Source organism: Virgibacillus ihumii, assembly GCF_902726655.1.
In the GTDB taxonomy this organism is placed as follows: Bacteria; Bacillota; Bacilli; order Bacillales; family Amphibacillaceae; genus Lentibacillus; species Lentibacillus ihumii.
Genome location: NZ_CACVAN010000001.1, coordinates 145,727 through 165,672, shown reverse-complemented (window position 1 = coordinate 165,672; position 19,946 = coordinate 145,727). Strand labels below are relative to the sequence as shown.

At 40.6% G+C, this 19,946-nt stretch carries 26 protein-coding genes and 1 pseudogene; 5 read left to right on the top strand and 22 right to left on the bottom strand.

What is annotated here, in order from left to right:
• Nucleotides 1–77: 77 nt before the first annotated feature.
• The 8 genes from HUX68_RS00915 to HUX68_RS00875 all read right to left on the bottom strand — a co-directional run bounded on the left by HUX68_RS00915 (nt 78) and on the right by HUX68_RS00875 (nt 5,944).
• Entirely contained in the window at nt 78–413 is a 336-nt protein-coding gene (locus HUX68_RS00915; RefSeq protein ID WP_174612884.1) for a Uma2 family endonuclease, read from the bottom strand.
• Between the two features lie 165 nt (nt 414–578).
• Entirely contained in the window at nt 579–1,766 is a 1,188-nt protein-coding gene (locus tag HUX68_RS00910) for an IS110 family RNA-guided transposase (protein ID WP_174612883.1), read from the bottom strand.
• Nucleotides 1,767–2,313: 547 nt separating this feature from the next.
• The gene (locus HUX68_RS00900) at nt 2,314–3,147 is read right to left on the bottom strand and encodes a deoxyribonuclease IV (RefSeq protein ID WP_174612881.1); all 834 of its coding nucleotides are present in this window, start codon (nt 3,145–3,147) and stop codon (nt 2,314–2,316) included.
• An 81-nt stretch (nt 3,148–3,228) separates the two neighbouring features.
• Nucleotides 3,229–3,405 carry a YozQ family protein gene (locus HUX68_RS00895; RefSeq protein WP_174612880.1) on the bottom strand — a complete coding sequence of 59 codons (177 nt, stop codon included), beginning with the start codon at nt 3,403–3,405 and terminating at the stop codon, nt 3,229–3,231.
• A gap of 126 nt (nt 3,406–3,531) precedes the next feature.
• The gene (locus HUX68_RS00890; protein ID WP_174612879.1) at nt 3,532–3,708 is read right to left on the bottom strand and encodes a hypothetical protein; all 177 of its coding nucleotides are present in this window, start codon (nt 3,706–3,708) and stop codon (nt 3,532–3,534) included.
• Nucleotides 3,709–3,744: 36 nt separating this feature from the next.
• Entirely contained in the window at nt 3,745–3,930 is a 186-nt protein-coding gene (locus HUX68_RS00885) for a hypothetical protein (RefSeq protein WP_174612878.1), read from the bottom strand.
• 124 nt (nt 3,931–4,054) lie between these two features.
• Nucleotides 4,055–4,210, bottom strand: a complete 156-nt coding sequence (locus HUX68_RS00880; protein ID WP_174612877.1) for an anti-repressor SinI family protein — start codon at nt 4,208–4,210, stop codon at nt 4,055–4,057.
• A 222-nt stretch (nt 4,211–4,432) separates the two neighbouring features.
• Entirely contained in the window at nt 4,433–5,944 is a 1,512-nt protein-coding gene (locus HUX68_RS00875; RefSeq protein ID WP_174612876.1) for an alpha/beta hydrolase, read from the bottom strand.
• Nucleotides 5,945–6,229: 285 nt separating this feature from the next.
• On the opposite strand from HUX68_RS00875, the gene HUX68_RS00870 reads away from it, so the two are divergent.
• Nucleotides 6,230–6,811 carry an LOG family protein gene (locus HUX68_RS00870; protein WP_174612875.1) on the top strand — a complete coding sequence of 194 codons (582 nt, stop codon included), beginning with the start codon at nt 6,230–6,232 and terminating at the stop codon, nt 6,809–6,811.
• 152 nt (nt 6,812–6,963) lie between these two features.
• On the opposite strand, the gene HUX68_RS00865 is transcribed toward HUX68_RS00870, so the two are convergent.
• The 7 genes and pseudogenes from HUX68_RS00865 to HUX68_RS00845 all read right to left on the bottom strand — a co-directional run bounded on the left by HUX68_RS00865 (nt 6,964) and on the right by HUX68_RS00845 (nt 10,473).
• Nucleotides 6,964–7,128 (bottom strand): hypothetical protein, encoded by a 165-nt coding sequence (locus tag HUX68_RS00865; protein WP_174612874.1) that lies wholly within the window; start codon nt 7,126–7,128, stop codon nt 6,964–6,966.
• A gap of 296 nt (nt 7,129–7,424) precedes the next feature.
• Nucleotides 7,425–7,584, bottom strand: a pseudogene (locus tag HUX68_RS19565) (NAD(P)-dependent oxidoreductase); the annotation flags it as partial.
• A gap of 444 nt (nt 7,585–8,028) precedes the next feature.
• The gene (locus tag HUX68_RS19375) at nt 8,029–8,163 is read right to left on the bottom strand and encodes a hypothetical protein (RefSeq protein ID WP_281355653.1); all 135 of its coding nucleotides are present in this window, start codon (nt 8,161–8,163) and stop codon (nt 8,029–8,031) included.
• Between the two features lie 209 nt (nt 8,164–8,372).
• On the bottom strand, nt 8,373–8,594 hold the full coding sequence (locus tag HUX68_RS00860; protein ID WP_174612873.1) for a hypothetical protein: 222 nt from the start codon (nt 8,592–8,594) through the stop codon (nt 8,373–8,375).
• 133 nt (nt 8,595–8,727) lie between these two features.
• Complete coding sequence (locus tag HUX68_RS00855) at nt 8,728–9,255, bottom strand: hypothetical protein (protein WP_174612872.1); 528 nt, start codon at nt 9,253–9,255, stop codon at nt 8,728–8,730.
• A 106-nt stretch (nt 9,256–9,361) separates the two neighbouring features.
• Nucleotides 9,362–9,880 carry a CBO0543 family protein gene (locus HUX68_RS00850; protein WP_174612871.1) on the bottom strand — a complete coding sequence of 173 codons (519 nt, stop codon included), beginning with the start codon at nt 9,878–9,880 and terminating at the stop codon, nt 9,362–9,364.
• Nucleotides 9,881–9,900: 20 nt separating this feature from the next.
• Entirely contained in the window at nt 9,901–10,473 is a 573-nt protein-coding gene (locus HUX68_RS00845) for a CBO0543 family protein (RefSeq protein ID WP_174612870.1), read from the bottom strand.
• Between the two features lie 329 nt (nt 10,474–10,802).
• On the opposite strand from HUX68_RS00845, the gene HUX68_RS00840 reads away from it, so the two are divergent.
• Nucleotides 10,803–11,822 (top strand): DUF3231 family protein, encoded by a 1,020-nt coding sequence (locus HUX68_RS00840; RefSeq protein ID WP_174612869.1) that lies wholly within the window; start codon nt 10,803–10,805, stop codon nt 11,820–11,822.
• Between the two features lie 161 nt (nt 11,823–11,983).
• Here HUX68_RS00840 and wrbA read toward each other — a convergent pair whose 3' ends face one another.
• Nucleotides 11,984–12,598: an NAD(P)H:quinone oxidoreductase gene (gene wrbA / locus HUX68_RS00835; RefSeq protein WP_174612868.1), complete on the bottom strand. Its 615-nt coding sequence runs from the start codon at nt 12,596–12,598 to the stop codon at nt 11,984–11,986.
• A 241-nt stretch (nt 12,599–12,839) separates the two neighbouring features.
• Entirely contained in the window at nt 12,840–14,180 is a 1,341-nt protein-coding gene (locus HUX68_RS00830; RefSeq protein WP_174612867.1) for a hemolysin family protein, read from the bottom strand.
• 306 nt (nt 14,181–14,486) lie between these two features.
• Between HUX68_RS00830 and HUX68_RS00825 the strand changes: the two genes are divergently transcribed.
• Complete coding sequence (locus HUX68_RS00825) at nt 14,487–15,527, top strand: C45 family autoproteolytic acyltransferase/hydrolase (RefSeq protein WP_174612866.1); 1,041 nt, start codon at nt 14,487–14,489, stop codon at nt 15,525–15,527.
• 142 nt (nt 15,528–15,669) lie between these two features.
• Nucleotides 15,670–16,062: a YuzC family spore coat inner layer protein gene (locus HUX68_RS00820; protein ID WP_174612865.1), complete on the top strand. Its 393-nt coding sequence runs from the start codon at nt 15,670–15,672 to the stop codon at nt 16,060–16,062.
• Between the two features lie 130 nt (nt 16,063–16,192).
• Here the strand turns inward: HUX68_RS00820 and HUX68_RS00815 are convergent, their stop codons facing one another.
• The 5 genes from HUX68_RS00815 to HUX68_RS00800 form a co-directional block, all read right to left on the bottom strand.
• Nucleotides 16,193–17,728, bottom strand: a complete 1,536-nt coding sequence (locus HUX68_RS00815) for a PH domain-containing protein (protein WP_246206582.1) — start codon at nt 17,726–17,728, stop codon at nt 16,193–16,195.
• Nucleotides 17,725–17,907 (bottom strand): PH domain-containing protein, encoded by a 183-nt coding sequence (locus HUX68_RS19500; RefSeq protein ID WP_343033592.1) that lies wholly within the window; start codon nt 17,905–17,907, stop codon nt 17,725–17,727. The genes HUX68_RS00815 and HUX68_RS19500 overlap by 4 nt, the downstream gene beginning before the upstream one ends.
• Before the next feature lie 8 nt (nt 17,908–17,915).
• Nucleotides 17,916–18,212 carry a PH domain-containing protein gene (locus HUX68_RS19495; RefSeq protein WP_343033591.1) on the bottom strand — a complete coding sequence of 99 codons (297 nt, stop codon included), beginning with the start codon at nt 18,210–18,212 and terminating at the stop codon, nt 17,916–17,918.
• Nucleotides 18,213–18,577: 365 nt separating this feature from the next.
• Nucleotides 18,578–19,000: a pyridoxamine 5'-phosphate oxidase family protein gene (locus tag HUX68_RS00805; protein ID WP_174612864.1), complete on the bottom strand. Its 423-nt coding sequence runs from the start codon at nt 18,998–19,000 to the stop codon at nt 18,578–18,580.
• Nucleotides 18,997–19,431, bottom strand: a complete 435-nt coding sequence (locus HUX68_RS00800) for a YugN family protein (protein ID WP_174612863.1) — start codon at nt 19,429–19,431, stop codon at nt 18,997–18,999. Before HUX68_RS00800 ends, HUX68_RS00805 begins: the two co-directional genes overlap by 4 nt.
• Nucleotides 19,432–19,539: 108 nt before the next feature.
• On the opposite strand from HUX68_RS00800, the gene HUX68_RS00795 reads away from it, so the two are divergent.
• On the top strand, nt 19,540–19,824 hold the full coding sequence (locus HUX68_RS00795) for a transposase (protein WP_174612862.1): 285 nt from the start codon (nt 19,540–19,542) through the stop codon (nt 19,822–19,824).
• Nucleotides 19,825–19,946: the final 122 nt, after the last annotated feature.

The following is a 19,946-nucleotide window of genomic DNA, read 5'->3' as shown; positions in this document are numbered from 1 at the left end:
GGAAAAACTTTTGTGCAAAACAATTTAAAAGGAAGGGAGAATTCTCCCTTCCTCAGCAAGCGTTTCGTAGTTACAATTTAATCTGAAAAAATGTACGCTAAATCAAGCTGAAAACCATCCAGGAATTTAGATGTGATTTTCCCTGTCTTTGTTTTCACGTCATGTTGTTCATACATTTTGTCATCATTTAATGTATATACCGTAATCGAATCCAACATCGGATTTACTACCCAATACTCCGTGACACCATAGTTCATATAGATGTTCAGCTTTGTTATCAGATCATGGGATTGGTTGGAAGGGCTTAAAATTTCAACAACCAGATTAGGAACACCGACATATCTGGCCTCCGTAAAACCGCTTTTATCACAAATAATGCTAATATCCGGAAAAACAATTTTCGTTCCTTCCATATTTTCATTTTTTAACTCAATGTCATAGACCAGCTATAAAAAGTCAAGCATTATTTGAAAATTATCTTTCTGTAATTCTTTTTACTTTACCAGAAAATTTTGCATGACTAATAAACCACCTGCTTGGTGATTAAAAATTTAAGATATAAAGTTGTTTATTTGTCATTAAGCACGAGGTTGATAGGGTTGTCCATCTCTCAAAATCGCAAAAATAATGTGCGTTAATTTCCGAGCGACGGCACCTACCGCAGTTCCATGGGCTTTACCTCGGTTTCTTAACTTTTGATAATAAAGGGATAATGCAGGATCGTTAAAACTAGCCACAAATGCTGCTTGCCAAATAGCGCGTCTCAAGTAAGGGGAGCCCCGTTTCGATATCTTGGTATAGGAACTGTTAAACTCACCCGATTGGTTAACGGACGCATCTAAGCCGGCAAATGCTACGAGCTGCCCAGGGCGCTCGAAACGATTAATAGATCCAATTTCACCTAACACGACGGCAGCTGTTACGTGACTCACTCCGGTAATGGTTGTTAAAAAATGTTCTTGTTTATTCGAGAGTTCCATCATGGTTTCCTCAATTTGTACTAATTGTTTTTCAAGTAACATAATTTGTTCCAATAAAAGTTGGATCTGCATCCTAAAAACGTCTGTACCGATAGATACTCCAAACGTATTTTGTGCATTATCCTTTAATTGTTCTGCTTTATTACGTGCTCTTGTTTTTCCATAACGTCCTTTACTAACAGTGTTGAGCAAGTCGGCTAGTTGATCGGTGTCAATGTTTAGTAGGTCTTCCGGTAATGTATAGTTTAAAAGAACTTCAGTGGAAGAAACACCGAACACATCAGAAAAGATCTGTTCATATTCCGGGAATACCTGGTCTAATAAAGCAATGATTTTCCGTTTAACATCGGAGCTTTGGTCAACTAAAGTATAACGTAATCGCTCAAGATGCCGAAGTTGAAGTAAATCTTCTTCTATAAAAGGTGTTTCTTTCGGGGAGTCAATGCGAATCACCTGAGCAATGAGAAAGGCATCTTTCACATCTGTTTTTGTCTTACGAATATAAAAGTTCCGTAAGGCATCGGACTGCATCGGGTTAAAAACGGTAACCTTAAACTCAAGTTTATGAAGAAAAGAAAAAACAGATAACCAATAATGACCGGTGGCTTCCATACCACAAACACAATTTTCAGGCGTGGCTTGATGCTGATTCAGGAATTTAAGCAGCCTATCACTACCTGTTTTAGAATTAGCGAAACGTACTGTTTTTCCAATAGAATTGCCCTTTTCGTTAATGAATCCAGCTTCGTGATACCGTTTTCCAATATCAATGCCAAGATAAATCATCATAACACCCCAATGTAGAATTAATCAGAGTGGGAGGAAACCCTCTATACTTTACAGATACCCAACCTCGTTCGATATACGACAACTAAGTGTCATCCAGCTTATACGAATAGGTCTATAAAGAAAGAGGTGCCAGTCTATAACACGAAGACAATGCTTCAAGGGCGCAGAACGACATCCTCTCTCTGATTTAAATCCATTATACCTTGAATAATAGGTATATAGGATTAACACCAGAAAAAATCTGGTTAATAATAATATACGAGGGTGCATGAAACAATTCGCAAGACTTTCCATCAAGAAATAACCTAAATTTCATTTCCAAACTATTCGATATACGTTGATGCTTCGTCGTTGGAGATGGTGACATGTATACAAATCCATCAATATATTCCAGTAGTGCATCACTATTTTCACGAATTTGAAAGTACTCATCTACTGAAACGGAATCATTACGATATTGATACATACCGCGAACCCCTCTCCTCCATCATAATCGTTAATTTTATTTTACCACGATTTTAACCAACAGGGTTAGGATTAAATTCTATCCCCACCGCTCCTGCAGCATCTTAATCTCTTCCCGATGCGAAAACACCTCTTTCGGCGTCTCCAAAATAAACGGCACATCCGTTAATTCCGGCGTCTGCATCAGCTGATCAAATTGCTCCGGGTGAATATACCCACTGTTAAAAATATTTGCATGGCGATCTTTCCCGGAATCGGCATCATATTTGGAGTTGTTGAAATGAATGGCTTTAAGATGCTCAAAGTAGCCGAGGTCCATCCCATTCTTGAGCACTTCATCCCAGTTTTCACCATTCCATAACCCGCTTGCAAATGCGTGACACGTATCCAGGCAGAAGCTAATTTTCTCCGGCTGTTCCGATAAGTGACGCACCTGAACCAATTCTTCAAGGGTAGTTCCAATTGTTCCGGGTTTTCCACCGGTGTTTTCCAGCAGTATTTTGCATGCTCCTTCCCATTCGGCAAGCACTTCATCCAGCATATCAATCATGAGCCGGTAACTTGCGAGTGGATCATCGTCACTGATTTGCTTGCCGAAGTGTACGACGACACCAATTGATCCGCATGCATCGGCTATCTTCAGATCATTTGTGAGCGATTGATTAACGTCTTCTCTTTTCTTATCCGATGTTGGTGTGAGTGTTGTGGGATATGGTGTATGCGCGATAGATTCCAGATTGTTTTCAGAGCAATATGTCTTACAAGCCATCGCATCGTCCCGGCTGAAGTCTTTCACGGACAGACTTCGCGGATTTTTAGGGAAGTATTGAAAGGCTGCTGCATTCATCGCCGCTGCACGTTTTGCTGCACCTAAATATCCATCTCGTATCGAGACATGGCTGCCAAATTTCATAATAGTATCACCTGCTGCTGACATTGCGCCCATTGATTATTATTACAACTAAATAAGGCAGGGACGACCCTGCCCGGCAATTCAATCCGTTCTTTGATCAATTGTCCCTTCCGCATAATCGTCTGATACCTGTTCGTGTGTTTCGGCCATTCCCTTTTCAAATTGGCTTTTTCCCTGATAATAATCGGTCTTAAAATTGTGTTCTGCAATATTGCTGCTATCTTTTTTATCGATTTTATTCTTCCGTTTGTCCTGCATAGATAACCCTCCATGATTTTATGTTGCATCACGCCTTATTTTGCAACAAATCAGGCTGTTCATACAGAATCATATAAAAATACTGCGCTCCAATTCCTATGGAACGCAGTATTTTTACATGAACATTCAGTTTTCCGAACACCCGCATCTGCAATAGCATTGTTCATGCTGAAAAACTTCCGCTAATTTTTTCTGAATCCGGTAAGGCAGCATCCTGTAGAAGAGTCCCTGATATTTGACGTCCAGAAGACCTGCGATGACAACAAGCCCTAATATGATCGAAATTAGTAATTTTTTGTCCATATCTGTCCGCTCCCGTTAAAAAGTTATCTTATGTACTCAGTCTCGCAGTTTTGTCGGATCGTTAACTTTAATTGAAACGACCTCCCCGCAATCCAGACAAATCGTGTATACCTTCTCTGTTCCTATTGCCATTTTCTTATCCATCGGACGCAAATTAATATGATCCATCGCCTCTGTAAATGCGTCCCCTCCGCAGTTGTGGCACGTCTTATCATAGTCCATTGCTTATTCCTCCCCAATGTAATTTATGTTCAGCTTACCAGAGGATTGCGGTATAGGCTATATAAAAAAACAAAAAACCGTATCCGTTCCCCCCCGAATACGATTACCCATTGCCTGGTTAATATTATGCTTTATGAAGATAACCATCTTTTACCGCTTTCCCGACTTGAGTCTCCCCCTGTAAAAATGAGCGTATCTCTTCTGTGCTCAATTCCAGTTCCTTCGCTGCCTTTATAAGGACGACCCACTCATCATCAAGTTTGCCATGTAAATCAGTCATACGCCCCTCCTTCACTTTCTCTCTTATCAACTTAACCCAGACAGCCCGACATTTTCACAAAAACCTTTGCCTTACAACTGCCAATCTAAAATGGGTGACTTTTTGCTGTGTCATGAGGTTGTATTTTCTGCAGCGTATGCAATGGTGGGAATGTTCTACTACGAAGCTACCATAACCTGCATTACTGCTTCATTACCAGCTGAAAAACAGTAGTAAATTGAATCATCCGCTCCGAATTCGTGCTTCCAATTCCATGAGACGCTCCTGTAAATGGATATCATTCTGGTAATAGTGAACAGCCATTTTCATATAATCCATACAGATAATACGGTCATTGTTCTTTTCATGATAATCCGCCAAAAACAGTGCCATTGTGCCCTGTTCTTTTTCCAAGTAGTCACGGAGTTCCATAAACCATTCATCGTACAATCCCGGCAGCGGGTTATCCGGTGCATTTCTGAGCAGCTGTCTGTATGATTCTGCCCGTGCCACATCATTATTGAGCTGATGAGCATGCTTGATTTTTTCCATATAATCACGAACATCGCATTGAATATGTCCGCGTAAAAACACAAATTCCTTATCACTGTCAAGAATTGGTGTGTTTATGTTGGCTTTAAACAATTTCTTCAGATGATGAAGAGCGACGCGCAGACTGTTCTTAGCACTTTTCAGATCTGTTTCCGGCCAAAACGCATCACACAGTTCCTCCCGTGTCGCTGATTGTTTCATGGAGAGGTAGACGAGCAGCTGCATTGCTTTTCGGTTACCCCATTGACCATGTACCCGCTCCTCGTTCAAAAACACACTGAAACCGTTCATACAGTTAATATGCAAGTTGAACGCACCGGTATGAACCTGCATGGAATTAATTTCCCTATACAGTTCATCATTCAGTTTTTTACGGTAATCTATGTAGTGCTGATCTGGCTTACTGGTGCTTTTTTCGATAAATTGATAAATCCAATCCGAGACTAAACCCGGCTGATCCATTTGCATCATAAACGAGGCGTTCGGTACGATGAAATGTCTTGCATTCGGATAGAGATGAACACTAGCGCCAAACAATTCAGGCGGATAGACGGTATCTTCCTCCCCTGATAGCATTAATGTCGGCACTTGCACCCTTCCAAGCTGTTCCGTTGCGTCGTCCTCAAAATGATTCTGGAACAGGGCAAAATAATCATCCGGTGATACCCGGTTATACGCTGCAAATAAAATGTCCGCTTTTTCTTCAGTCAGTGGATAACAGTTTTGCGTGATGATCATTTCGGCCAGCGGGTATAAAGACCCGACCTCGTTCACCCACTTTCTTCGTTTTTGAATAATATCATTGCCAAGTTTTTTCGGAAAATAAACCGGAGCTGTCATCAATGTCAGTGTCCGGAGATTTTGTGCGCGCTTATCTCCAGCATGCCTGACACCAATAAATCCGGAAAAACCCTGTGCAACCAGGTGATAATTCCGGATGTTGAATGCTTTGATGAGAAAAGCTAAATCATCTGTGAGCAAATCAAGGGTCAGTGTTTCCCCACCCGACTCGCTTTTTCCAAACCCTCGTAAATCATACAGAAAGACATGAAACTGTTGTTGAAAATACGGTACAATATGCTGCCAGCTGTTCATGTCAGGACCAAGTCCATGCAGCAGAATCATCGTATCCCGTGCATATGGGTTCTCCGACTTATATTTCTGGTAATGAACGGAAACATTATTGCGTCTAATGTACGGCATCCTCGACACTCCCAATGTGGATTATTCCCCGGGAAATCCCGGAAACTGTACGCCATCTGTTTTCGTCTATGTAATTTATAGATGTAAAGCTAAGCAACAAAATGTGCAGCCGATTCTTGCTGAGCTGGTTCTATCTTCTTATGCTATCAAACTTTCGCCGTATAAACTAGAAAAAAATTCCAAAAGTATAGGTATACTATACCTTACAATATGTTTATGCTGTGCAGGTAATGCGTTTAATCGATATAATAAAGGTACAGTAATTTTTAACCGGGTGGTGTAACGATGAATCATTTAGCGGTATTTTGCGGATCAAGCGACGGTGTATCCACAGCGTACAGGGAAGGAGCTGTTCAATTGGGACAGGCACTGGCAAAACGGCATATCACACTCGTGTACGGCGGATCGAGCATCGGGTTGATGGGCGCCGTTGCTGATTCCGTTCTGGAAAACGGCGGCAACGTGATTGGTGTTATTCCAAAAATGCTGGAAACAAAGGAAATTTCTCATCCTGATATAACGGAACTGGTCGTGGTGGACTCCATGCATGAACGAAAGGCTAAAATGGCTGAGCTGGCTGATGGATTTATGGCTTTACCCGGCGGAACGGGAACGCTGGAGGAATTCATCGAAGTTTTCACATGGGCACAGCTTGGGATGCACCAGAAACCATGTGGCCTTTTAAACATTAATCATTATTATGACCCGCTCATCTCGCTTATTCATCATATGGCGGATCAGGCGTTTTTACAGGAACAATTTCGTGAAATGGCTTTAGTCGATAATCGTCCGGATGCTTTGCTGGACAAATTCAAATCGTACGAGCCACCTGCTGTCAGGACATATATAAACCGGGAGCAAACCTAAACTATGAATGTCAAAATTTCTCCAAACAAAACCACCCAATCCAGTTTCGCAATGGCCGGGTGGTTTAGTTTGACTTATTACATTGCTGTACGTGTTGCAATGGTTTAAAACTCCCTCATTTTATCACACGATACTGCACAGTTTTTTATCAGTTACAATGTGCGATTTTTCTCATACCTTAAATACATGGCAATTGCATCATCAGCAATCTGTTTCAGTGACTGCTCCTTTTGCAGTGCAAGGATTTTCAGCTCTCGGTGCAGTGTCGGATCAATCCTGATTTGTTTGTCTTCGTATGTTTTCTTGTCTGTTGCCATTTTTCGTACATCCCCCTAATTGGATCTCTTTACCACACAACTCTTTGTCAGATTATTCAGCATTACATCTATAGCTTACACTAATTGGACCACTATGTCACATCATCTACAGTTTTATATCAGGTAAATATTACCAACATTTATGGTTGGGGAAATCATGGCAGAAGCAGAATCGTGGATAAAGGTGTCATTTTCGTGGATACAACCCTCAAAATCGTGGATATCTGGCCCGAAATCATGGATAACCTTTACGAAATCGTAGATATATGCTATTCGGCCCCGTAAAGGCTGCTGTACCCGCACCCATTATCAGGGGCAACTTTTCCAATCAGTTTACCGCTTCCTGCGTAATTCGGATTGTCAACATTGGCCTGGGGACCATACATTCCTCAACACTGGTTGACACAGCTGGCGTTGTTCCGGAACCGTAATCGGAACATCTTCGTAACGCGTAATTTTTCAGTAATTGGGATACATCGGATATGTTTGATCATGATTATTTTCCTTAAAATTGCGCTTTTCTTGTGACATAGGGCAGCCTCCCAGAATGTCACTCTGGTGTTAATCGTAAATGACTGAATTCCGGCAAAAAATTCTCCATGGATGGTCCCATATCCGGCAATGATTGAATACGGTAATGGTGACGAACATCCAATGAGGAAGTACAATTACTTTACATTGCCAATGCATCCGCATCGCCCATGTCAAAAATAGGCCCAAGACCGCCTTATTATACAAATCCGCGCCACGTGCAATATTATCCGGTAATGTAGACTTGTTGAAACGGGAATTTCATTTTACTGTTCAGCCAGCCATGAAATAAATTCCAGTTCTTTATCGGTCAGTTTCCGGTTTAATTTATGTTCAAATTCCTTAACCAGTTCTTCATAGCGAGCACTGCTACCCATGATTCTCACCGGGGTGGTTCACATTACCCCAGCCTTTCACCACCGAGGAAATCATGGATTGGCAGTCAGCCGTCATTTTTCCGTAATTGTACTTGTCCGATTGTTTGCTGTATTTAACCTGCTGCAAGACATCAAACTCCCCTTTCCGTGTTTAATTATTCAAGTCAAACTACCTGACCAACCGGTTGAAAGGAAAGTTTTCGCATAAATGCAGGCTCCCTTATTAAAAATATGAAATTTATGGAATCCATGCAACCTGAACTGCTTATGGAGAAATAACTTTATAATGTAGAATAAAGTATTATCTGCTTTTATAGCGACTTTCCCAAAAAATTATCACAAGGTATGATACCCGAATCCATCCCGGAACCAATAATCCTCTGCATCTTTAAACAGGTGTATTACTTGGTTAGTATTGGTATCGTAAAAAAATATAATATAATCCTCCGACTGATCAATCACTTTCAATCCATATGGAAGGATTGGATAGGATAAAACAGCGATATCTTCAACCTCTATCAAATCTTTCATACAGTTTAAAACTGCCTTTTGTGACACTACAAATTAACCCTCCAATCTTTTTCTAGTTATTTTTATTTTCCCTGGATAAAGAAATGTAATCCTGATTCGACAATATAAGTGTATCTTTTTACAAATAAGCTTGAGACAACATGGAATCATTTCAAAGCATTTATACCGTATTTTTACTGCTGTTTCGCTGCTTTGCGAAATACATTTCAATCAAATGACCGAGACCAGCGCCAATCATTCCAAGAAAAACACCGCTGAATACCGGAGCATTCAGAAATTTAAGCATATTAATATGCAAGTGAATGTGGGTTGTGAGCCCAATATTCATTCCAGCTGTCAATCCAAAAAAAAGCCCGGTAAAATAAACTTTCTTCAATTCCGTATCGTGTTCACGACTGTGCCTGATCACCTTTGCTTTATTGTACGCCTGCCACATGGAAAATGCGAAAACGGACGGGTAAAACAAGCCCCACTCATAGTTAATGATTTCATGTGCTTTTGCAAAATCCCCATGGAATGAATACATCAGTGCAATATTTAAATTAGAATATAAATTCAGGACAACCTCCCAGGTAATCAGTAACAGCCCAAGCAGATAATCACGGTTATAAAGTTGTCCGAATCCTGGCAAGGCAAATGACCAAAGCATTGCAGTGAAAGGAGATTTATAAATGTCAACTTTTTTCATCCAAGTCCTTCTTTCGTGGAATTTTTTAGCAGCTAAGAATAAAATCCTTTCTTACTGCATAAGTGCAACTTTGTTTGTCACCTAAAAAAGTTTAGCAAGCACGGCATCAGGCAATAGTGCGTTTCAGTTTAATGAACTTTTTCTTGAGCAAATGAAGCGGGTTGACTGACTTTCTGATGAAAGCCATAAAGGCCCGCTCAAGCAAAAGGAATATGGTAACCGAAGCAAATGTATAAAACCAGTTCCATTTTTGCCAAACGATTAAGTTCGTGTGTTTTTCCAGTAAATATTCCACAATAGTCATCGGGATGCTGAATAATAACGCTCTGATCAACGCCAACCAAAAACCCGATTTATACGTCAGCTGGTTATATAGAACACCTATATTCGGAAGCAGTAAGTAATCAAACAGCAGGCTGATGTTCATTTTTTTTCCGAAAATTTGTGAGGGATAACGGATCAGTTTATGAGCTGTAGCAAACATGTCCAGCATGCCTGATAAAAATCCGGCCAATAAAAATACAATCGTCCAGTCTTTACGAGGGCGTTTGTTGAACCACACCGGAATCATAGCCAAACCGAGCAATGTTAAAAATCCGAGAAAACCTTTCTCCATTTGTTTCATCGTTACCTCCTGCAACTTGTTTATTTACTTGCTTTTTGCTCTGAAAGCAGTTCAAACGCTTCCCTATTCGTAATCCAGTCGCAAAACATATAAAGGGCAGCATAAATTGGCATGGAGTATATAGAGGTCCATCCGGTCATTACATAGTAACCGGCCCATACAAAAATCGGCTCACCGATAAACGCTGTCAGCAGACCAAAAAAAATTCCCTTCTTCCATATGGCAATGTGCGGTTTGGTTTGGATTAAGAACATAATGCTAACCGGCAGCAGGCAAAAGTGAAAGGGAGACCACGCCGGAAATGATGGGAAGACTTTACCGGTATAGTGCCATAAACCAAAGGATGTCCCGAGATAGTCGAACCCCATGCCAATAACGATAGAAAACAGACCTGCGTATAATAATCGGTGTGTACTCTTTTTATTATGATAAAAAATCCAGAATATCCATGGGAGAATGGTAAGTATGGCGGCAATCCACCAATCCCAATGCAAAAAAATATGATCCAGCCAAAATTGACTTAATTCATCATGGAGCTGTTCAAACCGCTCAAAAAAACTGTCCATTACGATTTGTTGTTGTTCTTTATCCATTTAGTTCTCCTTTTTTGCTTTAACAATAAAATTATATTAAAGAGAAAAGTTATACAGCCCCAGGCCACGGAATCTGTATTGGACTGCTGCTTTTTATTTGCGTGAGTATCCTGCCCTATAGAAATCGTATAATTAAATCGTTGTCCATTTTCATTCAATGACGCTGGTTTGTAGCTATTTTTTACCCTGTCTTAAGGAATATTCATTTTTTTGCTGATTTTGCTGACAAATTAATATATAACATTTGATACTCACTTCTTCCTGCAAATAAAAATAATAGCTTTTGTACATAATAACGATTAAACTTATTCAACCAGAAAGGGATTGTCATGAGCGAAGAAAAAATTCACTTAACATCCTCAGAAATTGCTTCACTTTGGAATGCTTATATGAATGATAGTATGTCAAAATGTATTTTAGGGTACATGCTGCAACACATTCAGGATAATGACATCAAGCCAGTTGTACGGGATTCCTACGATCTTTCATGCGATCATCTAGAGAAATTAACATCCATTTTTGAAGACGAACAATACAGCATCCCGAACGGTTTTAACGAACAGGATGTGAATTTTAATGCCCCGTGGCTGTTCACCGATACATTCTGCTTAACATACGTAAATCACATGGCAAAAGTTGGGATGCTTTCATATAGTGGAACGGTTTCGTTGAGTTTCCGTGATGATATTTGCACCTATTTTTCGCACGCCTTACACGAAACAAACAACCTTTACAGAAAGTCGCTCAAAATTGCGCTCAATAAAGGAATCAATGCACGGCCGCCTTACATTGAAGTTCCTAAAGAAACAGACTATGTAAACAGCAAAAAATATATGAGTGGTATCAATCCATTAAGCAGCAAACGTCCGTTGAATGCTGTGGAAATCTCATATTTGTATATGAATATTACGACCAATTCAATAGGAGTTAAGTTGTGCCTTGCTTTCGCACAAACTTCATCATCCAAGGAGGTACAGGAGTTCATGCTGCGTGGCAAAAGAACATCAAAAAGGCACATTAAATTATTTGTTGATGCGCTGATGAAAGATAACATTCAGGCTCCCCACGTGCCTGACGTAGCAGTCAGTGACTCCACTACCAAAACGTTCTCTGATAAACTGATGATGTTTCACATGTCCCTTTTAACTGCATCCGGAATAGGAAACTATGCCACTGCAATGGCAGCCAGCCAACGATCAGATTTAGCACTCCGTTACGAACGTTTATCGTTGGAAGTAAGCGGACTCGCCAAAACCGGAGCTGATATTATGATTAAAAATAACTGGCTTGAGCAGCCGCCGGGGATTGTGGATCGGGAAAAGCTGGCTCGGAATAAAAGGCAGAGTTGAGGGAGGGTTGTTTTAAAAGTGTGGTCTTGTTGCAGGCTGCACTTTTTTAGATTTAGAGGCACGGTTTGTTCGGGTTATTGGGCGGGGACGGGTTTTTAAAATCGAGCTGCAGGTGCTCCAAGGGTGAAAAGAGCCGACCAACGTTTGATCGGCTTCCTGCATTACTGCTGATTTCCGTTCTTGACCCATCCGGCAACCTGCAGTGTCCGCTTTGCCTGATGTTTCACTGCAGCCTGAACGTCTTCCACCATATTTCCATCCTGATCGACACTCACACTTGTTCCATATGGATTTCCGCCAGCAGCGAAAAGTGATGGATCGGTGTAACCTGGTGCGGCGATAACTGCGCCCCAGTGCATCATCGTTGTGTACAGCGAAAGGACAGTCTGTTCCTGACCGCCATGTGGATTTTGTGCAGATGCCATACCACTGACAACCTTATTCATCAATTTTCCTTGTGCCCAGATGCCGCCTGTTGTATCCAGAAACTGTTTCATTTGTGACGGCAAGTTTCCAAAACGGGTCGGCATACTGAAAATAAAGGCGTCCGCCCAAAGCAGGTCATCGGTAGTAGCTTCCGTAACATCCTTCGTTGCATCCGCATGTGCTTTCCATGCCGGATTACCGGCAATTGCTGCTTCCGGTGCAAGTTCAGGCACCTTCAGCAGCTTCACTTCAGCTCCTGCCTGCTCCGCTTCTTCCTTTGCCCATTGAGCCAATTGGTAGTTTGTACCGGTTGAGCTGTAATAAATAACTGCCAACTTTACATTTTCCATTGCAGAATCGCTCCTTTATTAGTTCTTTAAACAGGTTTAATATTCCCATTATGTGTATCATCATTCAGTTATTAATCCGGCGAATTTAATTAATAATCCGGCGTTTTTTGAAATTATTCGGCAAATTTTAGTTTTTTCCGGCACCTCCAATTTTCCGCTTCAATTCAATTAAAGAACATCAAAACCCCGCTGTCCTAATAACGAAAAAAATCAGCCCCATTAGGAGACTGACTTTGTATCGCTATTCGCTGTCTTCATTTCCTTCATTTTTCTCAACAACTGTTGCTGTGACCCGCTCAATCCGTTTTTCCGTAATCTCATTCACTTCAAAAATAACATTACCATAGTGAATCTTCGGCTGCTCCCCAACCTGTGGAAAATGACCAAGCAGACTGATAAGAAATCCGCTTAATGTATCAAAATCATTGGTTGGAAGGTCAACCTCCAGTGAATCTTCCACCTCATGCAGATGAATGGTCCCCAGAATGGCAAATTTATTTTCGCTGACCTGCTTTATTTCCTCTTCTTCTTTCATTACTTCAAGTCCAACATGTTCACTGAATATATCACCAACAATTTCTTCGATGATATCTTCAATCGTTATTAACCCTTCTGTACCGCCGTATTCATCAAGAACGATGGCAATATGCATATTGTTTTGCTGCATTTCTCTAAAAATAACATCAAGATTTTGCGTTTCCACTACAAAATAAGGATCCCGGATAATATCCTGCAGGCAGAATGAACTGTTATCATCCGACTGCAAAAATTGAATCAGATCTTTTGAATGCAATAAACCGATAACATTATCCATGTCCCCGTCATAAACGGGAAATCTTGTGTATCGTTCTGACTTTACCAATCGAACTGTTTCCATTAACGACGCGTCAACTGCCAATGCTGATACATCTGTTCGATGTGTGATAATGTCGGATACCGTTTTATCATTAAACTCAAATATATTGTTAATCATTAATTGCTCAGCTTGCCGTATGGTTCCTTTTTTCCCACCATCATCGACCATCAATCGAATGTCTTCCTCGGTTGCCTCGTCATTTTCAGCATCCGGATCAACTCCAAATAGCCTTACCGTTGTATTGGTCGAGAAGCTTAGAAACTTAACCAGAGGCAAACATATTTTGAAAAGCCAAGTCAGCGGAGTGGCTGCGAAATTGGAAATTGCTTCTGACTTTTGTAAAGCAAGCTGTTTCGGAACTAATTCACCAAAAACCAATGTGAAATATGATAAAACTATGGTTGTCCCAACCACCGCAATCGTTTGAAGCACGGATGGCGAAAATGGAACCCCCATATCCTGCAACGCCTGCGCAATCGGATCGGCAAAGAAATCGGCTGCAAATGCACTTGCCAAAAATCCGGCTAACGTGATACCTATCTGAATAGTTGACAGGAAGCGGCTCGGTTCAGTTATCAGATCATGAACCTTTTTAGCTTTTTTATCACCACTTTCAGCCTGCCGTTCCACTTTACTTTCATTCAACGAAACCAAGGCTATTTCCGATGCTGCGAAAAAGCCGTTTAAAACAATCAATATGACAAGAATTGCTAACGCAACTGTCAATCTTTACCCCTCCATAAAAAAATAAAAAAATTGTTCTCCCGATAATTTAGGAAAACGGTTAATTAAATTTACACATCCAATATTATATCATAATGCAATTAAATTCGTGGAACAATTTATTTTTCATAAATGAATTGGGTGAGAATATAAAATCGTAGATATCTCCATCCTTGATTCCAAATCATATCTGCAGGTATGTGCCATTCCAATATATTAAATTCTTCCCCCTGCCATAAAGCATTACAATTTGCTTTCCCGCCCTCATAGCGTACACTGACAATAGTGCAACAAAAAGGGATGAATAAGATGAAACAGTACTTCAGTGATGTTATCCAATACCGGGGAACCCATTATGATTTCGGTTATTATCAAGGTGAGCTTCTTAAAAATTCGCCGATTTTGCAGAACCGTGAAAAGCAATGGGGTCCAAAAAAAGATCGGCATTTTATTATCGATCCGGAAGTATATCGGGAAATCATGGCAACCGTTGCACCGGGCATACTGGATGAAATTCAGGGGCTTGCCGATGCGTTAAACATGGATAAGAACAAGGCATTCCGTTTCTTTGGCGGTTATTATCTGGAATTCGTCCGGAGCGGCTGTTCCATTTATACGGATCCTTATTTCATGGTTCGTAATTATGACAGCCACCCGAAAGGCTACGAAGGGCGTTATATGCTGTATGAGCCGACCGATTATGGATATGCCGTTATCGGCCCAACGATGCAAATAACCGGCCGAATCGATGGTATGAACGAAAAAGGTCTTGTGATGGGGTATAACTTCACGCACAGCAAAAAATCCGGGGATGGTTTTCTGTGCAATATGATCGGGCGCCTGATTTTGGAAACATGCGCCAGTGTTGACGAGGCTGTTACTCTGCTAAAGGAGATTCCACACCGACATTCGTTCAGTTATGTCCTTTTGGACCGCAGCAGCGTCTCCTATGTTGTAGAAGCCTCACCAAGACAGGTTGCAGCACGGAAATCGAATGTTTGTACAAACCATTTTCATTTGCTGGATGAAGAAAATCGTTACCGCCAGGAAGAAACACGCGAGCGGGAACAACGTATTCGAAAACAACAGCAATTTGCCACAAACCCATATGAGGCGTTCAACGTGATGAACGGGACAAAGCACGGAATTTTTTCCAAAAAATATGATGCTGCAGCCGGGACGATTCACACCGCAGTATACTTTCCGGATGAATTGAAAGCATGGTTCGTGATTGGTCCGGATCGGAAACCGGTCATTTTCGACTTTGCCAAATGGCTGCGGGGAGACCGCGTGAACATCAAACGAATCAAAGGCAAACTTGAACATCAAACGAATCAAAGGCAAACTTGAACATCAAAATTCGTTTGTCAACATGGAACAGATATAACGCGGCGTCAGTGCAAAGCACCTGACGTTTTTACGTCATACTAGGGACACAAGACAAAGCACCTATCCATAAACTGTATAAAATCTTATACAAAGAGGTGTCAATATGTACAATCCACGTCGTAATCACCATGGATATCCGCAAATCCATATGCATCCACCTATATTTCACAACCCGTTTTCATCTTCACGTCAATATCCGCCTGTTGATACGACAATACTTTCTCAATCCGTAAAAGAATTTCAGGTTTTAATGCAGCAGGGCGGTATTTTATTGGAAAGATTGAGTGATACAGCGTATTCCGAAAAGATTATGGAAGCTGCCCAGCTGAACCAACAGGCAGAAGTTGATCGGCTGGTTCAGTCCATCGAGGGCTTATATGTAACAGTTAAAACCAGCTACACACCATCAGGGGTTATCTTTAAACTTCAATCTCCAGCCTTTGAGCAGGGAGGTAATTGTTGCACGCTGAACATTACGTTGAAATGGGGCAGATAAACTTTGAATGAAAAATAATGTTGCTTAGTCAGGAAGTCTCTGGCGGAGATAAAATCAGGCGCCATCTTGTTTAAGAAAAGCGCCTGTTACTGCAATAACTTTATTTCATCTTTTTTTTTCGTCACGAGTTTTAGGCGTGTACACTTTTCCCCTCAAGTTCCACGTCCTCTCGACGCTTAAGGTACCATTCTTCTATGGCCAGTGCGTATGGTAATGGAATGTCATGAATTGTTTCAATATGTGCCGGGACCGAACGATTCATGGTTGAAACCGAAGCGACCTCAAAGTGCTTTTGCAGCCTTGTTTGTGAATAAGTCATTTCAATCACATTTTTTCTTTTCGAAATAAACATACGACTGGTTAAGCCCCCGTACCACCATTGTACCTGGTCTGACATCACAGCATACCGTGTATGCAAGTAGTCCAGAACCCGCTGCAACAAAATAAAACATAACAGGATAAGAGACAGAATCCACCATGCCTGATCAATCTGGAAAAAATCAGGCTTAAAATAAGCCAATCCAACCGTAGCTATAATCCATATCCAGCTTGGCCGTAATAATTTAACCCATAATGATTTGCGTGGCAATCTGTCCAATTTTGCGTCCAACTGGTAGGCTGGCAATAGTTCTTCTATTAATTGACAGGCCTCTTTAACCGGTAAAAAGGGATAAAGCGAGTTGACATTCACGGATTCATCGGTATTCGTTGTTTTGGCAGAACTGATTAATTTTACTTCCGCCAACCCAAAAATTCGCTTAAGCCACGTTTGCTGCATTTCCAACCCTTGAATTTTGCTTTTTTCGATTGAAAAATAACTTTCATCCAGCACACCTCTGTCGATATAAATATAGGTACCATCTGAAGAAATTTCATGCTTTCCATAGCGGATAAATGTCCTCGCAACACCAAAAGAGACAGCAACAATAACCGCCAACATTATGATTGCAAAAAGCAGCCACCAGCTATCAAGCAACACTTGAAATATGCCCTTGACCTGATCTGTTTCCGGTAAAAATGGTTCAAGATAGTCAAACGCACCACCAATAATCGGAATAATCGCCAGAAAGCTTAAAGATGTAAAACTCGCCTTCCATAAGTCTTTTCGCCTTGGTTTAAAATGAACCGTCCGATTTGTTTCCCGAACCTGTGTCAATTCAGCATCGGGGACATCTTCTTTTTGATTGTCGCTTTGCACTGCATCCACTTGTGCTTTTTGCGGGATATTTTGTTTGCGTGGCTGCACTAAATCAAGCAGGAATTCAGCATGCTTTTTGGATAATACCTCAAAGTGGATGGCGTCATCTTCCCCGTCCATTGCGGTTTCAAAGGTAATTGAGGTAAGCCCGGCTATTTTATGAAATATCGTTTTCTTCATTGTCACATTTTGAATTTTGGAAAACGGAATCGTACCGGTATGTTTTACAAAAATTCCTTTATGTATATAAAACGTGCTGTCTTTCCATTCATATTTCTCCACAAACCAGGCGGCAACTATATATAACAACCGCGTTATAATATAAAACAAAAATACGTATCTGCCATACTCCCAAAGCCAAAACTCCGAACCCTTATTGAAAACAAATAGAATAATTGCAAAGAAAAGATTATTTTTCACCAATTGGTAGATTCGAAACACAACGGTTAACGGATGATATCGCATCATTCACCAACTTCCTTTAACTTTGCATATTCCGCCACTTCCTCTCGTAATCGAAGCGCAATGTCTTCCTCCAAAGCAGGAATAGCATGTGATGAGCCCATTGTTTCTACTTTTATTGACCGGACGCGATACCGCTTCATAAGAGGGCCCTGGCTGGTGGAAATCGATTGTATCTTCGTCATCGGGACGGTTACCATTCTTTTTTAAGGATTCCATAACTTAATTGGAGATATTCTTCATCAAACTGGTAACTCCAGCTTCGATAAAGATACGCTGGTTCAATTATCGACCAAAGCGCGCTGAAAATACTCAACGCAACTAAACCGATTAAAATCCAAAAAGCCCATTCCGGCCATACAAAATAGTAATCAAGCCAGAACAATACCGCAAGTACTGCAAAACCTATTATATTACCAATAGTATCGGAAATCATACGCATTTTCGGAAAAGAAGGAGATAACCTATCTTTTAACCTTCTATTACTCACAAGCACCAACATCCTCATTTAACTGTTTCTTCCATATGATATACGGTATACCGGTTCAAAAGGTTTCTTTTTTAATCGTTTTGGTATAAAAATCTTTTCCAGTGCGGCAGGGTGGTTGTTGTGATAACATTTCAGCGTTAGTATAAGTTCCAATAGCAACCAGCTTATGTATTCCTTGCAGCCGTTCGGATTCCACAGCATCGTCAAATTATGCCAATTAAAAGACGCATCCCTCTTCAATGAATACGTCCATTTCTGTAATAAAAAATATCTTTTATATTTCCATGAACCATGTTAACAAATCAAAACGAAAAACAACCCTCTCCCTCGCTGTATACACACCAATCACAACACCAGTCTGATTCCTAAAACTCTAAGATTTTTGGCTCAGCACCTTTTTTGTTCATTATCCTTATGTTTTCTGGCAAAATCTCCAGCACAATATAATTTGCATCATCCGGTCCGTCAAACCAGTTCTCCATATAGGAATTCCACAATTCATTTTTTAATTCGGTTGTGTCATGTATAGCAGCCTTACCTTCATACTCCACGTATTGATCACCAAAACCTTCCCCTTCATATCCTAATAAAATATGGGTGTATGGGTTTTCCTTTATTTCTTCTGTTTTATGCGTGTCCAGACTTGTTGCAGTATAAAGTGATAAACCATTTCGCATGAAAGTCATATATCTTGAATGTGGTTTGTTCTGCTTAACAGTTGCCATCGTACCGACAGCATTGTCGTCAATAATATTTTCAACAGCTGTTTTCATTTCAGACTGATTCAATTTGTGTGCTCCTTCCCATCAAAATGAATATGTTTCATTATCGTATCCACCGCTTGTTCACCAAGATCTTCCCATTCATTTTTATCTTTAATTAGCCCATCTTTATCAAGGGGCTTCTGGAATTGGCTGAATCCGGAAGCAGCTCCCAACGCACTTGCATTTTTATCCAAACCTGTATTGACGACATGCTTAATAACATATGGTTTATCAAACTGAATATAAGCGTTGGGACGATCCAGTTCCCCTTCCAATACATTAAAAGGCATTCGTAAATAAATGGACTCGCCGCCTTCACGCCACAGAAGACTATCGAGGCACCCTTTGTGGTAATCCCAGCAATCGCCAAGGCAATAACCCAGCTTTTTGGATGGTTTCAAGATATTGCGAAAATACGTTCTTTTCCCTTTAAGTGGTGTTTCAAGGTCAATCATTTACTCATTCTCCTTCACTAAAGGATTTTAAACGTATTATTCACATTCGATAGGAAATAATACCAAAGTGCTTATTATTCTTGTTATTACCTGCTAAAGGATGGTTGTATGAAAGTCCTCATGATAATTGGAAGTATTGTGTTTCCCATACTGATGTATTTTGCTCAAAAGCGCTGGAAGAAACTCCGGACTTTTTTAAATTGGGCAGCTGTTATAGCGGCTCTTGTATTTGGTAATATCACTTCATTGTCGGTTTATCAGATTATTAAAGATAAAACGGTGATGATGACAAACATTCATGCTGTGTTTTTAAATCCTTTCTTTCTGATTTCAGGGGCTTATTTAGGAGTTTATATTATCTATTGGATGCTGAAAGTAACACTGGAAGAATAAACGAAATATCAAAAGGACCCGCAGCTAAATCCAGGATTCCTCCCCTCTCGTTTACTGTATATGCCAGCAAACTAATTGGTTCAGACATGGAATAGATACAAGTCCTTTTGTTTAAACTTTAT